This window comes from Thermomicrobium roseum DSM 5159 (assembly GCF_000021685.1).
Lineage (GTDB): Bacteria > Chloroflexota > Chloroflexia > Thermomicrobiales > Thermomicrobiaceae > Thermomicrobium > Thermomicrobium roseum.
The window spans coordinates 1,412,651-1,432,702 of the sequence record NC_011959.1; the positions used below are offsets into that span (position 1 = coordinate 1,412,651).

The 20,052-nt window shown below is 64.3% G+C and carries 19 protein-coding genes and 1 tRNA gene; 9 read left to right on the top strand and 11 right to left on the bottom strand.

Going from position 1 to position 20,052, the window contains the following annotated elements; translation table 11 throughout:
• Positions 1–7: 7 nt before the first annotated feature.
• A complete protein-coding gene (locus tag TRD_RS06660) occupies positions 8–1,339 on the bottom strand; it encodes an NHL repeat-containing thioredoxin family protein (RefSeq protein ID WP_015922367.1) in 1,332 nt (443 codons plus the stop codon).
• A 27-nt stretch (positions 1,340–1,366) separates the two neighbouring features.
• Positions 1,367–1,516 carry a thioredoxin domain-containing protein gene (locus tag TRD_RS15095; protein ID WP_015922368.1) on the bottom strand — a complete coding sequence of 50 codons (150 nt, stop codon included), beginning with the start codon at positions 1,514–1,516 and terminating at the stop codon, positions 1,367–1,369.
• 442 nt (positions 1,517–1,958) lie between these two features.
• On the opposite strand from TRD_RS15095, the gene TRD_RS06665 reads away from it, so the two are divergent.
• Together TRD_RS06665 and TRD_RS06670 are read left to right on the top strand one after the other, a co-directional pair.
• A complete protein-coding gene (locus TRD_RS06665) occupies positions 1,959–2,945 on the top strand; it encodes an EAL domain-containing protein (RefSeq protein WP_052294075.1) in 987 nt (328 codons plus the stop codon).
• 204 nt (positions 2,946–3,149) lie between these two features.
• Positions 3,150–4,568 (top strand): aspartate aminotransferase family protein, encoded by a 1,419-nt coding sequence (locus tag TRD_RS06670; RefSeq protein WP_015922370.1) that lies wholly within the window; start codon positions 3,150–3,152, stop codon positions 4,566–4,568.
• 81 nt (positions 4,569–4,649) lie between these two features.
• Here TRD_RS06670 and TRD_RS06675 read toward each other — a convergent pair whose 3' ends face one another.
• The 6 genes from TRD_RS06675 to TRD_RS06700 all read right to left on the bottom strand — a co-directional run bounded on the left by TRD_RS06675 (position 4,650) and on the right by TRD_RS06700 (position 8,301).
• Positions 4,650–4,901, bottom strand: a complete 252-nt coding sequence (locus tag TRD_RS06675; protein ID WP_015922371.1) for a 4Fe-4S dicluster domain-containing protein — start codon at positions 4,899–4,901, stop codon at positions 4,650–4,652.
• Positions 4,902–5,045: 144 nt separating this feature from the next.
• Positions 5,046–5,255: a hypothetical protein gene (locus TRD_RS06680; protein WP_015922372.1), complete on the bottom strand. Its 210-nt coding sequence runs from the start codon at positions 5,253–5,255 to the stop codon at positions 5,046–5,048.
• Between the two features lie 114 nt (positions 5,256–5,369).
• On the bottom strand, positions 5,370–5,690 hold the full coding sequence (gene rpmE, locus TRD_RS15345) for a 50S ribosomal protein L31 (protein ID WP_015922373.1): 321 nt from the start codon (positions 5,688–5,690) through the stop codon (positions 5,370–5,372).
• Positions 5,687–5,986, bottom strand: coding sequence for a 50S ribosomal protein L27 (rpmA, locus tag TRD_RS06690; protein ID WP_015922374.1), 300 nt, complete (start codon positions 5,984–5,986; stop codon positions 5,687–5,689). The genes rpmE and rpmA overlap by 4 nt, the downstream gene beginning before the upstream one ends.
• 24 nt (positions 5,987–6,010) lie before the next feature.
• Entirely contained in the window at positions 6,011–6,334 is a 324-nt protein-coding gene (gene rplU / locus TRD_RS06695) for a 50S ribosomal protein L21 (RefSeq protein WP_015922375.1), read from the bottom strand.
• A 440-nt stretch (positions 6,335–6,774) separates the two neighbouring features.
• Positions 6,775–8,301 (bottom strand): Nramp family divalent metal transporter, encoded by a 1,527-nt coding sequence (locus TRD_RS06700; protein WP_015922376.1) that lies wholly within the window; start codon positions 8,299–8,301, stop codon positions 6,775–6,777.
• A 530-nt stretch (positions 8,302–8,831) separates the two neighbouring features.
• On the opposite strand from TRD_RS06700, the gene argF reads away from it, so the two are divergent.
• A complete protein-coding gene (argF, locus tag TRD_RS06710) occupies positions 8,832–9,797 on the top strand; it encodes an ornithine carbamoyltransferase (RefSeq protein ID WP_015922378.1) in 966 nt (321 codons plus the stop codon).
• 66 nt (positions 9,798–9,863) lie between these two features.
• Positions 9,864–10,211: a hypothetical protein gene (locus TRD_RS06715; protein WP_015922379.1), complete on the top strand. Its 348-nt coding sequence runs from the start codon at positions 9,864–9,866 to the stop codon at positions 10,209–10,211.
• Positions 10,212–10,514: 303 nt separating this feature from the next.
• Here the strand turns inward: TRD_RS06715 and TRD_RS06720 are convergent.
• Positions 10,515–10,599 (bottom strand) — tRNA-Tyr (locus TRD_RS06720).
• Between the two features lie 479 nt (positions 10,600–11,078).
• On the opposite strand from TRD_RS06720, the gene TRD_RS06725 reads away from it, so the two are divergent.
• Positions 11,079–12,305 carry an MFS transporter gene (locus TRD_RS06725; RefSeq protein WP_015922380.1) on the top strand — a complete coding sequence of 409 codons (1,227 nt, stop codon included), beginning with the start codon at positions 11,079–11,081 and terminating at the stop codon, positions 12,303–12,305.
• 85 nt (positions 12,306–12,390) lie between these two features.
• Here the strand turns inward: TRD_RS06725 and TRD_RS06730 are convergent, their stop codons facing one another.
• Entirely contained in the window at positions 12,391–12,867 is a 477-nt protein-coding gene (locus TRD_RS06730; RefSeq protein ID WP_015922381.1) for an Hsp20/alpha crystallin family protein, read from the bottom strand.
• Between the two features lie 295 nt (positions 12,868–13,162).
• Between TRD_RS06730 and rodA the strand changes: the two genes are divergently transcribed.
• The 4 genes from rodA (at position 13,163) to guaB (ending at position 18,037) form a co-directional block, all read left to right on the top strand.
• Positions 13,163–14,305 carry a rod shape-determining protein RodA gene (rodA, locus tag TRD_RS06735; protein ID WP_041436020.1) on the top strand — a complete coding sequence of 381 codons (1,143 nt, stop codon included), beginning with the start codon at positions 13,163–13,165 and terminating at the stop codon, positions 14,303–14,305.
• 114 nt (positions 14,306–14,419) lie between these two features.
• The gene (hemW, locus tag TRD_RS06740) at positions 14,420–15,634 is read left to right on the top strand and encodes a radical SAM family heme chaperone HemW (RefSeq protein ID WP_015922383.1); all 1,215 of its coding nucleotides are present in this window, start codon (positions 14,420–14,422) and stop codon (positions 15,632–15,634) included.
• A gap of 33 nt (positions 15,635–15,667) precedes the next feature.
• Positions 15,668–16,495 (top strand): ParA family protein, encoded by an 828-nt coding sequence (locus TRD_RS06745; protein WP_015922384.1) that lies wholly within the window; start codon positions 15,668–15,670, stop codon positions 16,493–16,495.
• Positions 16,496–16,510: 15 nt separating this feature from the next.
• Complete coding sequence (gene guaB / locus TRD_RS06750) at positions 16,511–18,037, top strand: IMP dehydrogenase (RefSeq protein WP_052294112.1); 1,527 nt, start codon at positions 16,511–16,513, stop codon at positions 18,035–18,037.
• 73 nt (positions 18,038–18,110) lie between these two features.
• On the opposite strand, the gene TRD_RS06755 is transcribed toward guaB, so the two are convergent.
• Entirely contained in the window at positions 18,111–19,898 is a 1,788-nt protein-coding gene (locus TRD_RS06755; protein WP_015922386.1) for an Ig-like domain-containing protein, read from the bottom strand.
• Between the last annotated feature and the right edge of the window lie 154 nt (positions 19,899–20,052).

Below are 20,052 nucleotides of genomic sequence, written 5' to 3' on the forward strand. Positions count from 1 at the left end.
GTCCACCTCAGTCCGAAGGAGCTGCCAGGCCCTGCAACTCCAGAGTCCGTACCAGACCGGTTGTCCGGTCGATGACCCGGACCGCATGGTTGTTCGTGTCGGCGACATACACCCGATCGAACGTGGTAGCCAAACCGCTTGGTTCCCAGAAGCGCGCTCGCTCGGGTGGGCCATCCTCATGTCCCGGCTGGCCGGTGCCCAACCAGCTCGAGCAACGACGGGCCACAGGATCGAGTCGCTTGATTTTGTGATTGTAGGTGTCAGCGACGAGCAGTTCCTCACCGGTCCAGGCCACGTCGAGCGGATGCTGCAGGAGTACGGTATCTCCTGTGCCGTCACGATCACCGAAATCGAAGAGTCCGGTGCCCACGAGACGACCGACCTTGGGATTCGGCGTGCCGGGCAGATCGACCGTGCGGATGGCACTGGCCTCCGGACAGGCGACGTAGAGGGCGCGATCGTCGCTCGCCAGGCCGGAGGGCTGGGCGAACCAGGCGCGCTCGAGCGGTCCTCCCTGGATCCCCTCCATCCCCGAGCCGGCATACGGCTGGATGATGCCGCTGGCGAGATCGAGCACCCAGATCTGGTGACTACCAGCCATCGCCACGAAGAGCAACCCCCTCCGATGCCAGAGCGCCCAGGGAGAGCGCAGGTCGACCTGATGGGCTGGCCCCGCACTGAGCATCCCCTGCCCGAGCCGACCGGTTCCGGCGAGTGTCTCGACAGTGCCTGCCGCCAAATCGATGCGACGGATGGCATGGTTGCCCCGGTCAGCGACGAAACAGGTCTCGCCCACCAACGCGATCCCTTGCGGCTCGCGAAAGCGCGCTTCAGCGAACGTCCCGTCCACGAGACCTGGTCGACCGTCTCCGATCACTGCCGTCACTGTCCCGTCCAGCCGAGCGATGACCAGCCGGTGATGCCCCGTATCGCTCACCACGAGCCGGTCTCTGCTGGGATCGACCGCCAGCTTACCGGGGAATGCGAGCGGTCCCTGTGGGCGTTCCAGCACCGAGAGCAGTGCGAAGGGCTCGCTCGTCGTCACTCCCGTGCGCGCGAGCAAACGCCCGACTGCTCGCACCAGACTCTCAGCGGAGATCTCACCCTCGTGAATACCGAGAAGATACCCGTCCGGACTCAGGAACACCAAGGTCGGCCAGGCGCGGATCGCGTAGCTGCGCCAAATCTGGAGGGCTGGATCGTGCACGACTGGATGCGTGATCTCTTCGCGGAGAACAGCCTGACGGACATTCTGCGGTTCACGTTCGTTGGGAAACTTAGGTGAATGGACACCGATGACGACGACTTGGGTCGGATACCGTTCCTCGACCGCCCGCAACGCGGGCAGGACGTGCAGGCAGTTGATTCAGCAATACGTCCAGAAGTCGAGGATCACCAAGCGGCCACGCAGATCAGTGAGCTCGAGCGGTCGCCGGACGTTCAGCCAGGTGAGTCCTGGTGGAAAGTCGGGCGCGCGGATCGGACCGAGCTCCTCATCCCATCGTCGCATGCTCATCCCCCGTTCGTCGGTCGCGCTCTCGTTCCAGCATAACAAGTCTGCTCGTCGCCCGATGCAGTGAGCGGACAGCCATCGGGCGCCATCTCGGATCGCCCGCGACTTGCGGCGGGAACCATCACCACGCGGCGTGGTAGTGGGTTGTGTTGCCCGGAGTCGGGGAAATGGTCCGCTCTCATGCTCGCCCATGGCAGGGCGACGTCGCAGGCGTGATCGAGCCATCACGAAGAGACGGGGATTGTGCTTTCGGCAGCCCTTCAGCGCTTTCAGCAACATGACGATATCATCGGGTAGCGACAACGGTGGGAAGCTGGTCGGATAGGGAGGAAAAGGAAGGCGAATGCAGAGCGAGCGTCATCGTGCTGTCTGCCAGTGTCGAGTTTCAGCGACGAACATAGGAGGAGTATTATCGGGAGACCGCCTCCTGCTCTGGCCGCCCACGATGCACACCGCGACCAAGCTCGCCGACATTGCGCAGGAGCTCTCCCTGGAGACGACGTGGGGAGAAGGGCGGAGCTGGCTCACGGTCCACTTCCCCGAGCAACCAGGTCTGCAAGAGTTCCTCCGAGTAGCCCTCGACCGCCTGACCGAGGAAGAACTCGACAGCACGCAAGCCTCGGTCGGAACCGCCGCGAGCCCGCTCGCAGCCGAGATTCCCTCGATCAAACCCTTGCGTCGCCTGGCTGCCGCACTGGAAAGTATCTGGTTCGAGGAGCTACTCGTCAATGGACAACTGACGTGCGCCTTCCAACCGATCGTCAACGCTTCGGATCGTCGAACCGCTGGTTACGAGGCCCTGTTGCGTGCCCGTCGACCTGATGGAACGATCCTGAGTGCCGCAGAGATTCTCCGAGCCGCCCGCGCACTCGATCGCATCACGACTCTCGATGTTCGGGCAAGAATTCTCGCGCTCGAGCAGGCCAAGAAGCACGAACTCGATGGCTTGCTCTTCATCAACTTCACACCGAGCGCCATCGACGATCCAACCACGTGCCTCCAGACCACATGGGCCGCGGCGGAACGGCTCAGGATCGATCCGGGGAAGGTCGTCTTCGAGGTGATCGAGAGCGAATCGCTGACCAATCTGCGCCACGCAGCTGATGTTCTCGCTGCCTATCGCCAGCGCGGTTTCCGGGTGGCCCTCGATGATATCGGCTCCGCTCATTCAGGCTTGGTATGGCTGAGCGCACTCCAACCGGACTTCGTCAAGATCGATCGTCAATTGACAGCGGGGCTCGCCGCTGTCGTTGCGAAGCGCGCGATCGTTGCCAAACTCGCCGAACTCTGCCGGCAGATCGGGGCACGGACGATCACCGAGGGACTCGAGGACGAGGCTGACGCATCCGTGGCGGTCGAGTTGGGAGTCGACTTCCTGCAAGGGTATCCCTTCGGCCACCCACAAATCCGGGAGCAAATGAGCGACAGCTGAACTGCGCCGGATCGGCGGGGGAGGAGCAGAAAACTGCCCCCATCGGCCCCCTTGACAAGCCCCCGGGGGCCTCGCTTACACTCGCCGTGTGCGGTCCACCTCATGACGGTGCCCCGCGATCCCCACCCACCGTCAGGCTGGATACGCCCGGGCGTGGCTGCCCCCGTTACCGAGCAGCCATCGGTTCGACACTGGAGGAGTCGTATGAGTACCGATCGTTTGCTGGGCGATGCGTATTTCGCCCAGAGCCGGCAGCTTTTCGAGCGGATCAGTCGAACGATCGCAGGTGGCGAGAGTTCCTACGCACGGTTGAAGAAGGGTTTGGAACTCTGCTTCGATCACGGTGAGGGCTCCCACTTCTGGGACATCGATGGTCACGAGTACATCGACTACAGCCTCGGCTATGGTCCCCTGATCTTCGGTCACAAGCCGAAGCGAGTGATCCAGGCGGTCATCGAGGCGATCGAGCGCTATGGAACGATCTCCACGTTCCCGTACGAACTCGATGCCGAAGTCGGCGAGCTGTTCACAGAACTTGTCCCAGGAGTCGATCTCCTGCGGTTCGCCAACTCCGGTACCGAGGCGACCATGGCGGCCGCACGTCTGGCGCGGGCCTATACCGGGCGACCCAAGATCGTCCAGATGGAGGGTGCCTATCACGGGTGGGCCGATACCCACCTGTGGTCCAGCCATCCCGACGTCTGGCGTCCACAGCTGCGGCCCTACAGCCCGCGGCCGATCCCCGGCTCGCGCGGGATCCCGGAGGTCTACGGGGAAGCGCTGCTGATCGCCCAGTACAACGACCGCGAGAGCCTCGAACGGCTCTTCGCCGAGCATGGAAACGAGATCGCTGCTGTTCTCGTCGAGCCAGTGCAGTGCAACTCGGGTGTCATCCTGCCGGAGCCTGGCTACCTCGAGTTCCTGCGCGAGATCACCCGCTCCTACGGCGCGCTGCTCATCTTCGACGAAGTGATCACCGGTTTCCGGCTCGCTCCCGGTGGCGCGCAAGAGCGCCTGGGCGTGATCCCCGATATCGCGACGTACGCCAAGGCACTCGGTGCTGGTTTCCCGATCGCCGCGTTCGGCGGCTCTCGCGAGGTCATGCAACTCGAGGCGACCAATCAAGTCATGCACGGCGGTACGTACACAGCGAACGTCGTCGCGCTCGCGGCCGCACGCGCCGTGCTGACCGAGATGAAGACGCGCCGCGACGAACTCTGGGCCGTCCTCAACGGGTTCGGTGAGCGCGTTCGCGAGGGATTGCGCGAGGCCTGTGAAGCAGCCGGGCTGCGCTGCATCGTGCAGGGGATCGGACCGGTCTGGCACATCTTCTTCGCCAAGCCGGACGCTCCCGCGCTCGATCGGATCCGCAACTATCGCGAGGCGCATGCGTACACCAGTATCGACATCTACGATCGCTTCAACCGGGCGATGCTCCGGCGCGGCGTCTACTTCCACCCCTATCACCTGGAGCGGTGGTTCATTTCGACCGCACACAGCGAGAGCGACGTGCAGGCGACGCTCCAAGCTGCCCACGAAGCCGCGCTGGAAGTCGCACAGTCGCTGCGGGAGCAGCCGGCTGCCGACCCCGCGAGCTTGGCGATGCCCGGCATCGCCCAGTGAGTGCGCGTCACGCATCCTGACGGAGCGGGCGGGGAGAGTTCCCCGCCCGCTCCGACGTGATCGGTGGCTTGATCGTCCAGCTCAGACGCGCTGCTTCTGGAAATACTCGCGGTTCTTCTGCAGGTAATGTCGCCACTGCTCCGGCAGATCATCCTCGAAGTAGATGGCCTCGACTGGACACACCTCGGCGCAAACCCCGCAATCGATGCACTCGTCAGGATTGATGAAGTACTGCTCTGCTTCCGGATCGGACTTGATGCAATCGACCGGGCAAACCTCGACGCAAGAGGCGTCCTTCACGCCGATGCATGGCTCTGCGATCACGTACGTCATCGATGCCGCTCCTCCACCCTACTCGTTCACGCCATCGCGGGCGCTCGCCAACCGCCGTTGGTTGCCCCGCAAGTGTACACAGCCGACCGGGCGGAAACAAAAAGCGGGGCGCAGGACGCCCCGCCCCGAGCGATCCCTCTTCGCTTATCGCGGGATAGCACCCCGCGAGTAGAGCCACTTGACGAAGCGCAACCGGTTCCACTGCTTTCGGGAATCCATGTACTCGATGTAGGGGTACATGTCCCGCAGCTCCCGCAGCCGGGCAATCTGATCGGGCGTAAACCCCATCGCCTCCAGCTGCAGAAGATCGAACTGCTCATCGGGGCGCGGCGTCAGTGCCTTGTATCCCGTCATCGCTCGCCTCCCTGTCCACGCGCGCCCCCGCGCGCGGTGTCGAGTCGCCACCGTCTCCGATGAGATCGGCCGACTCGCACCAGAAGTATAGCAGAGAACCGCCCGGCTCTCCGCTCAGGCCTCGCTGGCCGATTCCTCGCTGGCTGTCTCGGCAGCCTCTTCCTCGACCAGGAGCGCGCGCCGCTCGAGCCGCTTGCGTCGCCGCTCTTCCTTCTTCTTGCGCGGCTGAACCTGTGCCTTCTCCAGTCGTCGCATGAACCGCTCGACCTGACCGGCCGTGTCCACGATCCGCTGCTCTCCCGTAAAGAACGGATGGCACTTCGGGCAGAGCTCGATCCGGAGCACCGGTTTGGTCGAGCCGGTCGTCCACGTATTGCCACAGGTGCAGATGACCGTGGCCTGTGGATAGTACTGCGGATGGATCCCCTTCTTCATGCTGTCGCGCTCCCCGCCGGAGCAGGCAGTGTCCGCCCGACCGGCTCCGGATAGACGCTGACCCGCCGCTTATCGCGCGAAATCGGCTCGAACTTCACGTACCCATCGATCAGGGCGAAGAGCGTGTAGTCCCGCCCCATTCCCACGTTGCGCCCCGGGCGGAAGACCGTTCCACGCTGGCGGACGAGCACGCTACCCGCCGGCACGAACTGCCCATCGTACCGCTTGACGCCCAGCCGCTTGGCTCGGCTATCGCGCCCGTTCCGAGTCGACCCGCCACCCTTCTTGTGCGCCACAGCCCAACCTCCTCGCTCTGTCGCTCAGGACGCTGCTCCCACTTCGATCGCTTCCACCTGCAAGCGCGTATAGCGCTGCCGGTGGCCAGTCTTGCGGCGATAGCGCGTCTTCGGCTTCATCTTGAAGACGATCAGCTTCGGTCCTTTTACCTGATCGAGCACCCGGGCCACGACCCGCGCTCCCGGGACGACCGGCTGACCGACCGTCACCGTGCCGTCGCGCTCGACCAGCAGGACCTCCTCCAGCGTGACCGCCTGGCCGGGCTCGACCGGCAGTTTCTCGACTTCGATGACGTCGCCGACGCGCACTCGGTACTGTTTGCTTCCTGTCCGGACGACCGCGTACACGCCCGTTCCTTCCCGTGGGTCCATGCACGACAACGCGTGGGCGATTCACCCACAGACGATAAGCCTAACGCGTGCATGCCGCAACGTCAACGTGGAGCGCGGTTCCGACAACACCCGCAAATGCTTTCCTCCGCTCGCGGGACGCAGACCGAGCAGGTTATGCCCATCTCCCGTGCCGCCCTGTGCAGACGGCTCGATCGCACCGGAATCATGACCGACTCTCCATCATCTCGCATGGGCGAATCGGAGTCGGCCCCGGTCTCTCGCGCTCCCAGGAAACCACGACACGGTGGGAAAGAGCTGCCCCCAGTTGCTGGCGCTGGTCCAGCAGGACGAGACCGGATCGGTGGCCGACTCCAGCGCATCGACTCGGAGCGAGTATGGGCCCCGAGCAGGGCACCACAGACCAGTACCCTGCTCGGTTCCCCGCGCTGACGCGACTAGAACTTGACGAGTGGTCCTCCCGTGAGCTGTGTCCAAAGGAAGTTGACGAAGAAGAAGCCGAAGAAGATGGTGTTACCGACCAAGAGGAGATACGACCACCAGCGCAGCCGCGCCGGTCGCGGCAGGCGCCGGTTCAGGTACATGAGCAAGAAGGGAAAGACCAACGCACCGAGGTTCGCCATGTTCGCCGAGATCAGGATCAGTTCCGTCGGCAGGGCCTGGAAAATGAGGAAGCTGATCACGATCAGCAACACGATCATGAAGGGATAGTAAAAGCGACGCGGGTCACCGGCGATCGCGCGCCGGAAGGCCGGGCTGAGTCCATACAACCCGTCCGACATGTTGCGCACGAGCGACTCGAAGACACCGAGTTGTGTGCTGAAGAGGATGAAGAAGCCCACGATCAAAGCCCAATAATAGAGCAGCGTCCCATACTCTCGGCCCAAGACATCAGCTGCGAAGGTCGGCATGCTGGCCCGCGTCGGCTTCTCGATACCAGGCAGATTGGCCAAGTGATAGACGAGGAGGGTCGTCAAATACATGCCGATGAGCGCACCACCGAAGAACACGACCCACTGGTCCAGCAGCAACAGCCGGAACCAGCGCTTCCAGCGACGCTCGTTCTCCGGGGTATCTGGGAAGGTCACTCCACTGGCCAGCACTTCTTCTTGCTTGCCGCCGACGAGTGCGGCGATGAAACCGACTCGGGATCCCATGCCATAACCATGATCGCGGTAGTAGTTCATGTTATACCAGTTGAGTCCCGAGGCCAGCGCGGTGTAGCCAGCGAGGCCCCCGAGCAGTGTCGCATCGACGCCGGACGGCGGAAGAGCGGGCGTGAGCAAACCGATCAGCGCTGTCCCCCAGGTCGAAAAAGGAACGACAAGAAGATTGACGATCAACAGCGTGATCAAAACGAAGCCGACAACTACCCAGTTGACCAACTCCAGCGTGCGCGCGATCTTGCGACCGAAGAGCACGAGCAGGAAGACGATGACCATGAGCAGGACCGCGAGCCAGCGTGCCGTCGTTCGCTCGCTCGGCTGATCCACTAGGCTCCCTGTCAAGAGGACATAAAGCCCCTCGCCAGCACCGGCAGCCCAGCCACCCCAGATGTTGGCGAAGTAGACCATCAGGAGCGCGAGCGGCACCCACAACCACCAACCCGGCGGCACTCGTGCCCAACCCAACACCGGCACCTCACCCGTCGCCATGATGTAGCGCGTGATTTCCACATTGTAGAAAGTCTGAAGAAGCGCCGAAAGCAAGATGACCCAACCGATCCCGACGAAGCCGTACTGGGCGACGGCGAGCGGCCCCAGCAGCCACTCGCCGGACCCGATGGACAGGCCGAGCGCGATCAGGCTGGGGCCGATCACCACTGTGATCGCCTCCTTGACACCGATGCGTGGAACCTTGAAGACCTCCTCCGGCTCCGGCAGATCGACCAACGGCAGTGGAGGGCGACTGGTGCCGAGCTGGACAGCTTGACCGACCGCACCACCATCACCACTGGCGCTCACCTTCTACCCCCTTTCACTGATGAACGAACCTCACTGGCACGACCGTCAGGACCACTATGCCCGACCCCGCTGAGCAGGCCTTCGACATGACACCGCTCGCTGCGTCGATCGTCAGTGCCTCCGCACCAGTTCTCGACGACGAGTCGGATACCCTGCTCGACTCGAGCGTCCAATCGGTTGCTGGACTCGTCATGCACTCTAAAGCTTTCCTCTCGGCGTGTCAAGAGATCAGCGGCTGTCTCTCGGCATCTGTCGGCGTGACGGGACACTCTCGACGGGCGGCATAACGACCACACGCTCCGAGTCCGGCGGAATGCTGCCGGCGATCGCGAGCGTGGCAGCTGATGCTCGAGCGCGATGCTTGACAGCTGGCTTCCCTTTTGCGATAGTGAAACCGAGCTCGCGATGGCGAGCGGTGCAGCGATGAAAGGACGGGTCAGGGTGCACCTCCGCATGAGGCACAGGTCCAGGACAGTGGGTATCCGGTACGCCGCTCGTTGGACCGTGTGCAGCATGATCAGGAGGTTGCCATGGCTGTCCCGACCGCACGAAAGCTCTTCCATCTGCTCGTCGATTCCGACCTCGCCCCCGAGCAAGCGATCGCACTGATCGACTTCGCGGCTCACCTCAAGGCACAGCACCGGGCTGGCGAACCGCAGCATCATCTTCTCCGCGGCAAGACACTCGCCATGATCTTCCAAAAGCCCTCCACCCGGACTCGCGTCGCTTTCGAAGCCGGGATGGCTCAGCTCGGCGGGCACGCCCTCTACCTCTCCACAAACGACCTCCAGCTCGGGCGCGGCGAAACGATCGCCGATACCGCGCGCGTCCTCTCGCGTTACGTCGACGGCATCATGGCCCGCGTCTTCCGACATGCGGATGTCGTGGAACTCGCTACCCATGCCTCGGTTCCCGTGATCAACGGTCTCTCCGACCTCGTCCATCCCACGCAAGCCCTGGCCGACATGTTGACGATCAAGGAACAGTTCGGTGGCTGGAGCGGTCGGACGCTCGCCTATCTCGGGTGCGCCAACAACATGGCTCACTCGCTGGCCCTTTCCGGTGCTCTCGTCGGGCTGTCCGTCCGCATCGCTACGCCACCCGGCTGTCGCCCGGATCCCGTGATCATCGAGCGCGCTCGGACGATCGCGACCAGAACCGGCGGACGCATCGAGGTCGCCACTGACCCGTACGAAGCCGTGCGCGGTGCCGATATCATCTATACCGACGTCTGGGTCAGCATGGGCCAAACGGTCTCCGACGACGTGCTCCGCGCGCTGGAAAACTACCGCGTGACGCCCGAGATCATGGCGGCCGCTGCGCCGCACGCGGTTTTCATGCACTGTTTACCCATGTTCCGTGGGCAAGAGGCCACAGCCCAGGTCGCGGACGGCCCGCAGTCGATCATTTTCGAACAAGCAGAGAACCGACTCCATCTCCACAAGGCGTTGCTGGTCGAGCTATTGAGCGATGCCGGCCCCGGCGTTCTCCGTTGAGCGCACAACGCCGAAGACACAGTGATCGCGGACAAACGCGCAGCGATGTCCAGAGAGGAGGCCATCATGTCCGGTCTCACCGGAGCACCACCGCACCTGCCGAGGGAGATCGCTGGCTGGGAATGCCATTGGCAGATGCGATCAGCCGAACTCGAAATCACCGGCCGGCGACTCGACCGACGCTCCGTCAGTATCGGGCAGGCGCTCGCGGGACGGATTCTCGTCCGTCGCACCGCGTCGGGCTGGGACGTCGAAACGCGGCTGTGGATACTCGAGGACCTCGCCGAACACCAGCGCTTGCGGACCCGTCGAGGAACAGCAGCCACGCTGAGCGAGTTGCACGACCTCCTGGTCGATGCCGGTCTCCCCAGCGAACTCGCTCTGTCCATCAGCGAGGCAGCCTCTTCCCTCTGACCGGCCGCCTCGGTCGGCCGCTCCAGCGTGCTGCCAGTCGGGATCGGCGCGCATCGTTGGTGCGCCAAGCCTGGTCGGGAACAGCTCTCGCACGCGGGCGTCGGGCAGGTTCAGCAGCCGTGCATGCTCGGTGCCACTGACCAGCGACGCTCCCACGACCGCACGTCAGTCCCAAATCATCCGGTCGCGACAGTATAGACCGAAAAGAAGCCCGAGCAGCCTTTCGGTCGTGCAGCCACGAGAAGAACGTGAACCAGAACCGGTGGATCGAGAACGGGGAAAACTCGCCGGAATACTCCTCGGTGGGGAGAGAGGGATTCGAACCCCCGACGCGCACGAGCGCACCGATTTTACAGACCGGCCCCTTGAACCACTCGGGCATCTCCCCAACGGTACCACTGCCAGTATAGCACACATGTTCTATTCTGTGCAAAGTGATCGTCCAACCTATCGCTCCGTTTCCGAGGTTCACGACGCTCGCGCGCGACGAGAAGCGTCGGTGGCGCGAGGAAGCCGACACGGCGCAACTCAGGTCAGGCGAACCACTCGATCTGTCTTTCTCTCGCCTGGCGTACGCCTGCTCGGTCACGGACTGCTGACCGGCACGACGCTGCGGCGAGCGTGGATGGTCACGCCGCGATACCCAGGGCAATTCACTTGGTCGTCTCTCGGTTCGCCACTTCGCACCCTCGAGGCGAACGCTCGCCGGTCCGACGACGTTTCCCCGAGATACGGAGCGCGACACCCGGTTCGCCCGAGCGCGTCTTCCGTCACCGCTGGTCTCACAACGGCTCTCGGCTCGTGCTCTCGCTCGCTTGCCGAGCGGGGCGGACCGTGCCAGGATGAGCGGGGGCTGCGGAGACTGCGATGCGCCTGACGCGCGATCTGCTCTTCCCAGTCTATCTGCCGACGATACTCCTCGCCTTCGGGCAGGGAGTCATGGTCCCGGTTTTGCCGCTCTTCCTCCGCGAGCACGGCGCCAGCTATACGGTGACCGGGATCGCCATCGCAGCGGGCTGGGTCGGGACGCTCAGCGCTGACTTGCCGGTCGGTACGATCCTGCCCCGCCTCGGACACCGCCGCGCCTTTTTGCTCGGTTGCCTTGTCTATGGACTGGCGACGGCCGGCGTTGCCCTGTCGGGCGACGCCATCGGACTACTCGTCATCTGCCGCTTCGCGAGTGGTGCTGGCGTGGCCCTCTGGGGTCTGTCTCGGCATGCCTATCTGGCCACCGTCGTTCCCGTCCTGGAGCGAGGGCGAGCCATCGCAGTCTTCGGCGGGATCAACCGGATCGGCTGGTTCCTGGGGCCGGCCATCGGCGGCTGGATCGGGAACGTTTTCGGTCTGGCCTGGGCGATCGCCGCGACGGCGGTCCTGGCACTGCTGGCCTTTCTCGTCGCCAGCCTGGCCTTCGAGCCGAGCGGAGGGTCGCAGACAGGCGTCCGTCACGCTCCGCTGACCGCGCTCGGCGAGGTGCTGCGGACTCGCTGGCAGGTGCTGATCAGCGCTGGCTCGGCACAGCTGCTCGGGCAGATGTTGCGTCAGACCCGCCAGGTCGTCATCCCGCTGTACGGTGCCGATGCGCTCGGACTCAGCGCAGCGACGATCGGTCAGATCGTCAGTCTCTCCGCCATGGTCGATATGGCACTCTTCTGGCCTGCTGGCTGGATCATGGATCGCTGGGGACGCAAGGCGGCCGCCATCCCTTCGTTTCTCTTGCTCGGCCTCGGAATGGCACTCGTTCCCTTCGCCGGATCCCAGACGGGGCTGCTCCTCGTCGCCCTCCTGTTGGGATTCGCCAACGGTCTGGGATCCGGAACCATGATGACGCTGGGGGCCGACCTCGCTCCACCCGGACGAACAGGAGAATTTCTGGGCCTCTGGCGTCTCGTCGGTGATGGAGGACAGGCAGCTGCTCCGCTAACCGTCGGTGTGGTCGCCGACCTCCTCGGTATCGCGCTCACTGCTGGGCTCTGTTCCGGGTTGGGCCTCTTCGCAGCCCTGATTCTGCTGTTCTTCGTCCCGGAGACACGGGCGATGCAGACCCGGGAACGGGCAGTCCCGGCTCCGCCACAGGCGTCGAGTCACGACTGAGTCGATCCGCTCGTCCCCTACCACGCACGAGAAAAGCCCGGGCGTCGAGCTGCCCGGGCTTGTCCTGCCGCGTGGACTGACTCGCTCAGTTGAGCGAACCAGCCAACGCCTTCGGCTGCTGCACCGGGATCCGCTTGACGCGAGCCTCCGTCGTCTTGGGCAGAGTCAGCGTCAAGATTCCGTGCTCGACCTGTGCCTGGGCACCCTCCGCGTCGACCGGAGCTGGCAAGGTCAGCGTTTCGCTGAACTCGCCGTACCCGATCTCGCGGCGGTACCAGGTCGCATGCTTCGCCGTTTCCTCATCGAGGACATAACCGTACCGGCCGCGGATCGTCAGCGCGTTCTGCTCGATGCTGACCTCGAGATCCTCCGGCCGAGCACCCGGCACGGCGACCTTCACGACCAGCGCCTCACCCGTGTCGTAGAGGTCGATCGCCGGCCGCGCCGCGAAGGTCCGGGCGAAGAACGGTCGAGCCGTGCGGCCGAAGGCTTCGCTCATCAGCCGGTCCATCTCGCTCCAGAGTCGCTCGAACTCCGCGATCGGGCTCCAGCGCTCCATCATGGCTCCCTCCTTTCGCAGTGTTCCGAGGTACCCTGGTGCCTCGACTGATCGGCTCAGCACTGTTTCCGGAGATATATATACTCATCTGCCACGCCTTGTGTCAAGATCCTGGTGCCGTCCGTTGCTCCGCCATGGTCGCCGGTGGAGAACTCGTGCCGGCATGTTTCTCGCCACCCAACTCGGAACACCGTCCAGCACGGCTCGTCAGCGTTGCCAGGGGAGTCGAGCGCAAACGTTGCTGCGCGTATACTCGGGCCTAGGGATTGCGGAGCGCACGCCAGGCCAGGATGGACTCATGAACGCGATCGTCACGACCTTGCGTGGTCACGAGCAGCGAGCCAATCTGCGGCACTTCGATTGGGCACTCGTCGCGACTGCGCTTGTCCTCTGCCTGTTCGGGTTGGTCGCGATTTGGAGTGCCGACGGCGCTGGCCCGCTGCGCCTGAGTGGCCCGGTTGGGCGACAAGCGATCGCCATGCTCCTCGGTTTCCTCCTCATGCTCGCACTGAGCCGAGTCGATCCCCGCTACATCAGAGCACTCGCCTGGGCTCTCTATGGTTTTGCATTGGCTGGCCTGATTGCCGTCGACCTCATCGGCGTGACGATCGGTGGAGCTCGCCGCTGGATCGACGTCGGCCCGATCACGATCCAACCGTCGGAGCCAGCCAAGGTCGCAGTCCTGGTCGCGCTGGCGGCGTTCGTGGCCGATCGTGGGCCAGAGATGCGGCGCTTTCTGAACTTTCTCCTGGCCGGTCTCCTCGTGCTCGTCCCCATGGTCCTGGTCTACCAGCAACCGGACTTGGGAACGGCTGGGTGCTTCGCCGCGATTTGGCTCACCGTCATGCTGGTCAGTCCAGTGCGTCGGCTGCACCTCGCTGCGGTTCTCGCAGCCAGCCCGTTCCTCGCACTGTTCGCCTGGCATTTCGTGCTCCACGACTACATGCGAGAGCGGCTGCTCGTCTCCTTCGATCCAGAGCGCGACTACTTTGGCGAAGGCTTCAACATCATCCAAGCACAGATCGCGATCGGCACCGGAGGACTGTTCGGCAACGGGCTGGCCGGGAGCCTGCAGAGTCAGCTCGGGCTGCTCCGCGTTCGGCATACCGACTTCATCTTCGCCCATGCCATGGGGATGGTCGGGTTCGTCGGGGGAGTCGCGCTCGTCGCGGCCTATGTCTTGTTGCTCTGGCGCACCAGTCGGGTCGCTCTCCTCGTCAACGATCTTTTCGGGCGAACGCTGGCGACTGGCGTGACCGGGCTTCTTTTCTTCCAGGCCTTCGTGAACATGGCGATGAACGTCGGTCTCCTTCCCGTCACCGGCGTTCCCTTGCCCTTCGTGAGCCTTGGTGGAAGCGCGATCTGGACGCAGTTCGCCGCACTGGGACTCCTCCAGAGCCTGTTGACCCACCGACGACGAACAGCCTTCGGGCGCGACTGACCGACGATCGTGTACCTGCGCTCGGACCGGTCTGGCCAGCACGATCCTGCCACAGCCGGAGCATGGCTGGACCGGCTATACTCAACAGAAAGCAAGAGGCTGAGTCACCGATCGATGACGGTCATTGAGTCTACCGCACAGCTCCAGCTCGCTGCACCGCAGCCCCGCGAGGCACCGTGGGGGCTGTACGTGCACATACCGTTTTGCCGCCGGGTCTGCCCCTATTGCGATTTCAACGTCTACGCCCGGCAGGAACCGTTGATCCCCCGCTATCTCGCGGCAGTGCGCCGCGAGCTCGCGCTGCTCGCTGATCGCTGGGGACGAGGCCCTGTCCGCACGATCTACCTCGGTGGGGGAACTCCTTCGCTCCTCACTCCGCATCAGGTCGCCGAGCTGCTGGACGCCATCGCGGCGATCTTCGTGCTGGTCGACCAGCCCGAGGTCACGCTGGAAGCGAATCCCGAAACGGTCGACACCGAAAAACTCGCCGGCTATCGCGCAGCTGGCGTCAACCGGCTGAGCCTGGGGGTTCAGACGCTGGTGCCGCAGGGGCTGAAGGTCCTCGGGCGCGCGCATCGTCCCGAGACACCGGTCGCCGCCTACCGGGCCGCTCGGGCTACTGGCTTTCGCAATGTCAACCTCGATCTGATCTACGGGTGGCCCGGTCAGACGCGAGACCAGTGGGAACAGGACCTCGCCACGGTTCTCTCCTGGCAACCGGAGCATCTTTCGCTCTACGCCTTGACGATCGAGCCAGGAACTCCGTACGAACGTGCTGTGCGCCGGGGTATTCTCCGTCCGCTCGACGACGACGTCGTGGCCGAATTGGCCGAACTGGCGATGGAACAGCTCGAGAAGCACGGGTATCTCCACTACGAGCTCTCCAACTGGGCACGAGCCGGCTGCTCTCGCTCGATACACAACACGATTTACTGGCGAAACGGCTTCTATCTCGGCGTCGGGGCAGGAGCGCACGGCTATCTCGGCGGGATCCGCACGGTCAACGAGCGCCTCCCGGCTCGCTATATCGCGCGCGTCGAGGCTGGTGACCTGCCGATCGCTGACATGGAGTCGATCGATCCACGTACCGAGCTGGTCGAGACGATGATGCTCGGTCTCCGCCTCGTCGCCGACGGAATTTCCGCCGCAGCGGTTCGCGCTCGGCACGGCGTCGAACTCAGCGAGGCGTATGGACCAGAACTCGACGAACTCGTTCAGTATGGCCTCATCGAATGGGATGGTGAACGGCTTCGCTTGAGCCGGCGCGGCATCCTGCTGGCGAACGAGGTCGCTGTCCGCTTCCTGGAGCCCCGTGGTACACTGAAGTAATCGATATCGACCGCGCGGGCGGGGGCGGGCGGCGTGGAACGAGTGATCGCGGTCGCGAATCAAAAAGGTGGAGTCGGCAAAACCACCACCGCTGTGCAGCTCGCCGCCTTTCTCGCTCAGCATGGGCACCCAACGCTCTTGGTCGATCTCGACCCACAAGCCAACGCCACGAGCAGCCTGGGTGTGGAGCGCCACGCCCTCGCCGGTACGGTGTATGAGGCACTGCTCGCTCCGGAGCGCACCAGCGCCGTCGTCGTACCGAGTGTCCGCCCCGGACTGGATCTGCTCCCTTCGACCGGCATCTTGGCCGGGGCGGAGGTCGAACTGGTCACGGCGAACCAGCGCGAGTTCCGATTGCGGATGGCGCTCGGCCAGCTCGCCGAGCGGTACGCGGTTGTGCTGATCGATTGCCCGCCCTCGCTCGGCTTGTTGACCGTGAACGCCTTGGTGGCTGCACGCTTTGTCCTCGTCCCCATACAGTGCGAGTATCTCCCGCTGGAGGGACTCGCCCAGTTGGTCACGACGGTGGATCTGGTGAAGCGGCGGCTGAACCCGCCGCTCGATGTCATCGGCGTGGTTTTGACGATGTTCGATGCGCGGACCCGGCTGGCGCTCCAGGTGGTCCAGGAGGTGCGGCGCGTCTTCGGCGCACGAGCGTTCCGGACCGTGATTCCACGCGCTGTCCGGTTAGCAGAAGCGCCCAGTCATGGGCAGACGATCTTCGAGTACGACCCGTCGTCCCGCGCGGCGACCGCGTATGCGGAACTGGGTCGCGAGTTGCTGGACCGGCTCGGTCTCCCAGCAACCTGCGAACCGCTGGCCGTGGCTCACGATGGTAGTCCAAGCGAATCCAGGGGGTGACCGATCATGACGATCATGTCCGAATCGATACCCGTATCCGAAACCGAGATCCCGTCGTTGGAGGACGTACTGGCCGAGAAGCTGGTCGGTATCGGGCTGACCTTCGACGACGTCCTGCTCGTTCCCGCCGAGTCAGCCGTGCTCCCGAAGGACGTCGATACCCGAACCAACCTGACCAGAAACATCCAGCTGAACATCCCGATCGTCTCGGCAGCGATGGACACGGTCACGGAAGCGCGCATGGCCATCGCATTGGCTCGAGAGGGCGGGATCGGAATCATTCACCGCAACCTGTCGATCGAGGAGCAGGTTGCGGAAGTCGACAAGGTCAAGCGCTCCGAATCAGGCATGATCGTCGAGCCGGTGACGCTACGCCCCACCGACAAGGTCCGCGACGCACTGGCCGTGATGGAGCGGTACCACATTTCCGGCGTCCCCATCACCGACGAGAACGGGCGGCTGGTCGGCATCTTGACCAACCGGGATCTTCGCTTCGAGGACGACCTGGATCAGCCGGTCGCGAATCTCATGACCAAGGAGAACCTGATCACGGCACCGGTGGGAACGACGCTCGACGAAGCCCGCGAGATCCTCCACAAGTACAAGATCGAGAAGCTTCCGGTCGTCGACGAGCGCGGGATTCTCAAAGGGCTGATCACGGTCAAGGACATCCAGAAGCGGATCCAGTATCCGAACGCGACCAAGGATCCCCACGGACGACTGCGGGTCGGTGCTGCCGTCGGAGTCGGGCCGGAATCGCTGGAGCGAGCAGCTGCGCTGGTCGAAGAAGGAGTCGATGTCCTGGTCGTCGATACCGCACACGGACACTCCCGGGCCGTCATCGAGATGGTCAAGGCGATCAAGGCCCGCTGGGATGTCGACGTCATCGCCGGCAACATCGCGACGGGAGAAGCTGCTCGCGCGCTGATCGAAGCCGGTGCCGATGCGGTCAAGGTCGGCGTTGGTCCCGGCTCGATCTGCACCACCCGGGTCGTGGCTGGCGTCGGTGTCCCCCAGATCACCGCGATCATGGATGTGGCACGGGTCGCCCGCGCGTACGGTGTCCCGGTCATCGCCGACGGTGGAATCCAGTACTCGGGCGACATCGCCAAGGCGATCGCGGCCGGGGCGGATACCGTCATGCTGGGCAGCCTTTTGGCCGGCGTGGACGAGAGCCCGGGCGAAGTGATCCTCTATCAGGGAGAGCGCTTCAAAGAATACCGCGGCATGGGTTCGATCGGTGCGATGAAGGCACGCTCCTTCAGTAAGGACCGCTACTTCCAACAGGACGTGGACAGCATCGCCAAACTCGTTCCGGAAGGAATCGAAGGACGCGTCCCCTATAAGGGACCGCTCGCCAACGTCGTCTACCAGCTAGTCGGCGGTCTACGCGCCGCGATGGGCTACTGCGGCGCACGCACGATCCAGGAACTGCAGCAGAAGGCTCGCTTCATCCAGATGACCAATGCTGGGTTGCGCGAGTCGCATCCGCACGACGTGATCATCACCAAGGAAGCGCCCAATTACCGCCTGAGTCCGTAGAACCGGCCGTCCACGCACGACGCGGAGCGGGGGTCGTCGGTCGACTGACGACCCCCGCTCGTTGCCCGCTGTCTCAATCGGCATGCGTCGGAATCTCGGGATGGCGATTGCCGTCCCAGCTGATTCCCCAGAAGTGCCAGCGGAACTCTTGCTCGAGCATGCGCAGCGTGTCGCTGATCGCTTGCTGGTTCGGGCGTCCTTGGGCATCGAACCACTGCGGCAACGGTTCTGCACCGCTCACGCCGGTGGAATGCGTCGGGAACTCCGGGTGGGGTTTGCCATCCCACGACTGTCCGCGCGTATGCCAGCGCCAGCCCTCGACCAGCGTCCGCAAGGTACGCGTCACCACTTCGGCTTTCATGCGGCCATCCGGATAGAACCAGGGATTCTCGTTAGCATCGCTGGAGACGACGAAGCCCCACACGGTCGTGAAACGACGGCCGGCCGTGTCGCGGACCGTCGCAGTCACTCCATAGGTACCAGGGCTCAGCGTTCGTATCGCGTAGACCAGCCAGCGCCGCTCGTCGTCGCGGGAAATCTCTACGTCGAGCGGCTGACCGTTGAGCGTGAGTTCGACGCTGGCGAGCGGGCTCTCGCTCGAGACGACTGCGGCCGAGATCATGATCGGCTCGGTCGGCGACAGTGTCCCGAAGTGCATGGGCGAGCGCGTCACTACGCGCAGTGTGGAGGCGACCGAGGCATGGGTCGGCATTTCCGGGTGATAGGCTCCATCCCAGGAGTAACCGAAGAAGTGCCAGCGGAACGCTTCGCTGAGCGCCCGCAGGGAGGCAGTGATCTGCTGCTGCCGTGGTGTCCCGTCGGCCCTGAACCACCAGCTGTCTCGCGGATCGGGCGACACGACGAACTGCCACTGGGCGGTGAAGCTCCGGCCCAGCTCGTCGGTCGCGATGGCCGTGACGACGAAAAAGCCGGGTTGGAGCGTGAGCTGCGTGCTGACGGTCCGGGTGTTGCGGTCACCGCTCTCCGTGACCGGTAGTTCCCGACCATCGAGCGACAAGCGGACGGAACGCAGGCCGCTCGGAGTGGTCGCCGTCACGGCGATGGTCACCGGCCCCGGCGCCACTGTCGACCAGGGTGCCGGACGCAGGTCGCGGAAGGTGGGCCCTTCCCGTACCCCGCCTCCGCGGGTCGTCACTACGCCGGTGGCCTCGAAGTCCCAGAAGAACGAAAGCGTCCCGGCCCGGAATACGAGGGCGTCGACCGCTCCCTGCCAGCCTCCCCACCCGCTGCCCAAGCAGCCGACGCCGATACCGAGCCCACCTTGACCTCCTTCCGGTAGCGCGAGTCGCGCATTCGGAAAAGCCAGCGCATAGCTCGTCAGCAGCCCCGGTGCGCCCTGCAGCAATCCCCCCAACCCTCGCTGCGACCACCAGCGCCCACCGGCGGCACTCCACTCCTGCCAGGTGAGCGGGGTAACCGTCCCATTGAGCTCGGGCTGGTAGATCAGGCGATCGTCGGCCACCCCGTCCCCGTTCAGATCGACATCGAGGAAGAGGTGCGGCGCATGGCCGGCGCCCCGGCTCACGAAGGTCCAGTAGCGGAGCTCGCTGATCGCGGTCAGGGGAGTTTCGACAACCCCCCGCTGCACGAACTGCGACCAGACCTTCCCGTCATCCACAGCGGCGACCGAAAATTGGAGACTGCCCGTTCCGTGCGGTGGCGAGGCCGGACCAGGGCCGAAGGTCTGGGTCGCGAAGCCGTTCCCGCACGGCTCTACCGTGCCGCTCCACCCGTCGGTCGTCACTTGCGCCCGCGCTGGGAGGAGCGGCAGCGCAAGAGCGAGGAGCAGGACGAGAAGCACGCCGAGCCGTACCTGGTTGCCCAAAGGACTCCTGTGCATCGATCACCCTCCCCTTCCCGCGCTCCAGCGATGCGCGCGGTCCATCCCTCGTGAGGGAGATGTCCCCCCTAGCCTAGCCGACCTCTTCTCGCCTGGCAAGCGGTTCCGCGAGTTGGCGATATCGCGATATCGTGATATCCTTGTGCAGGATGCC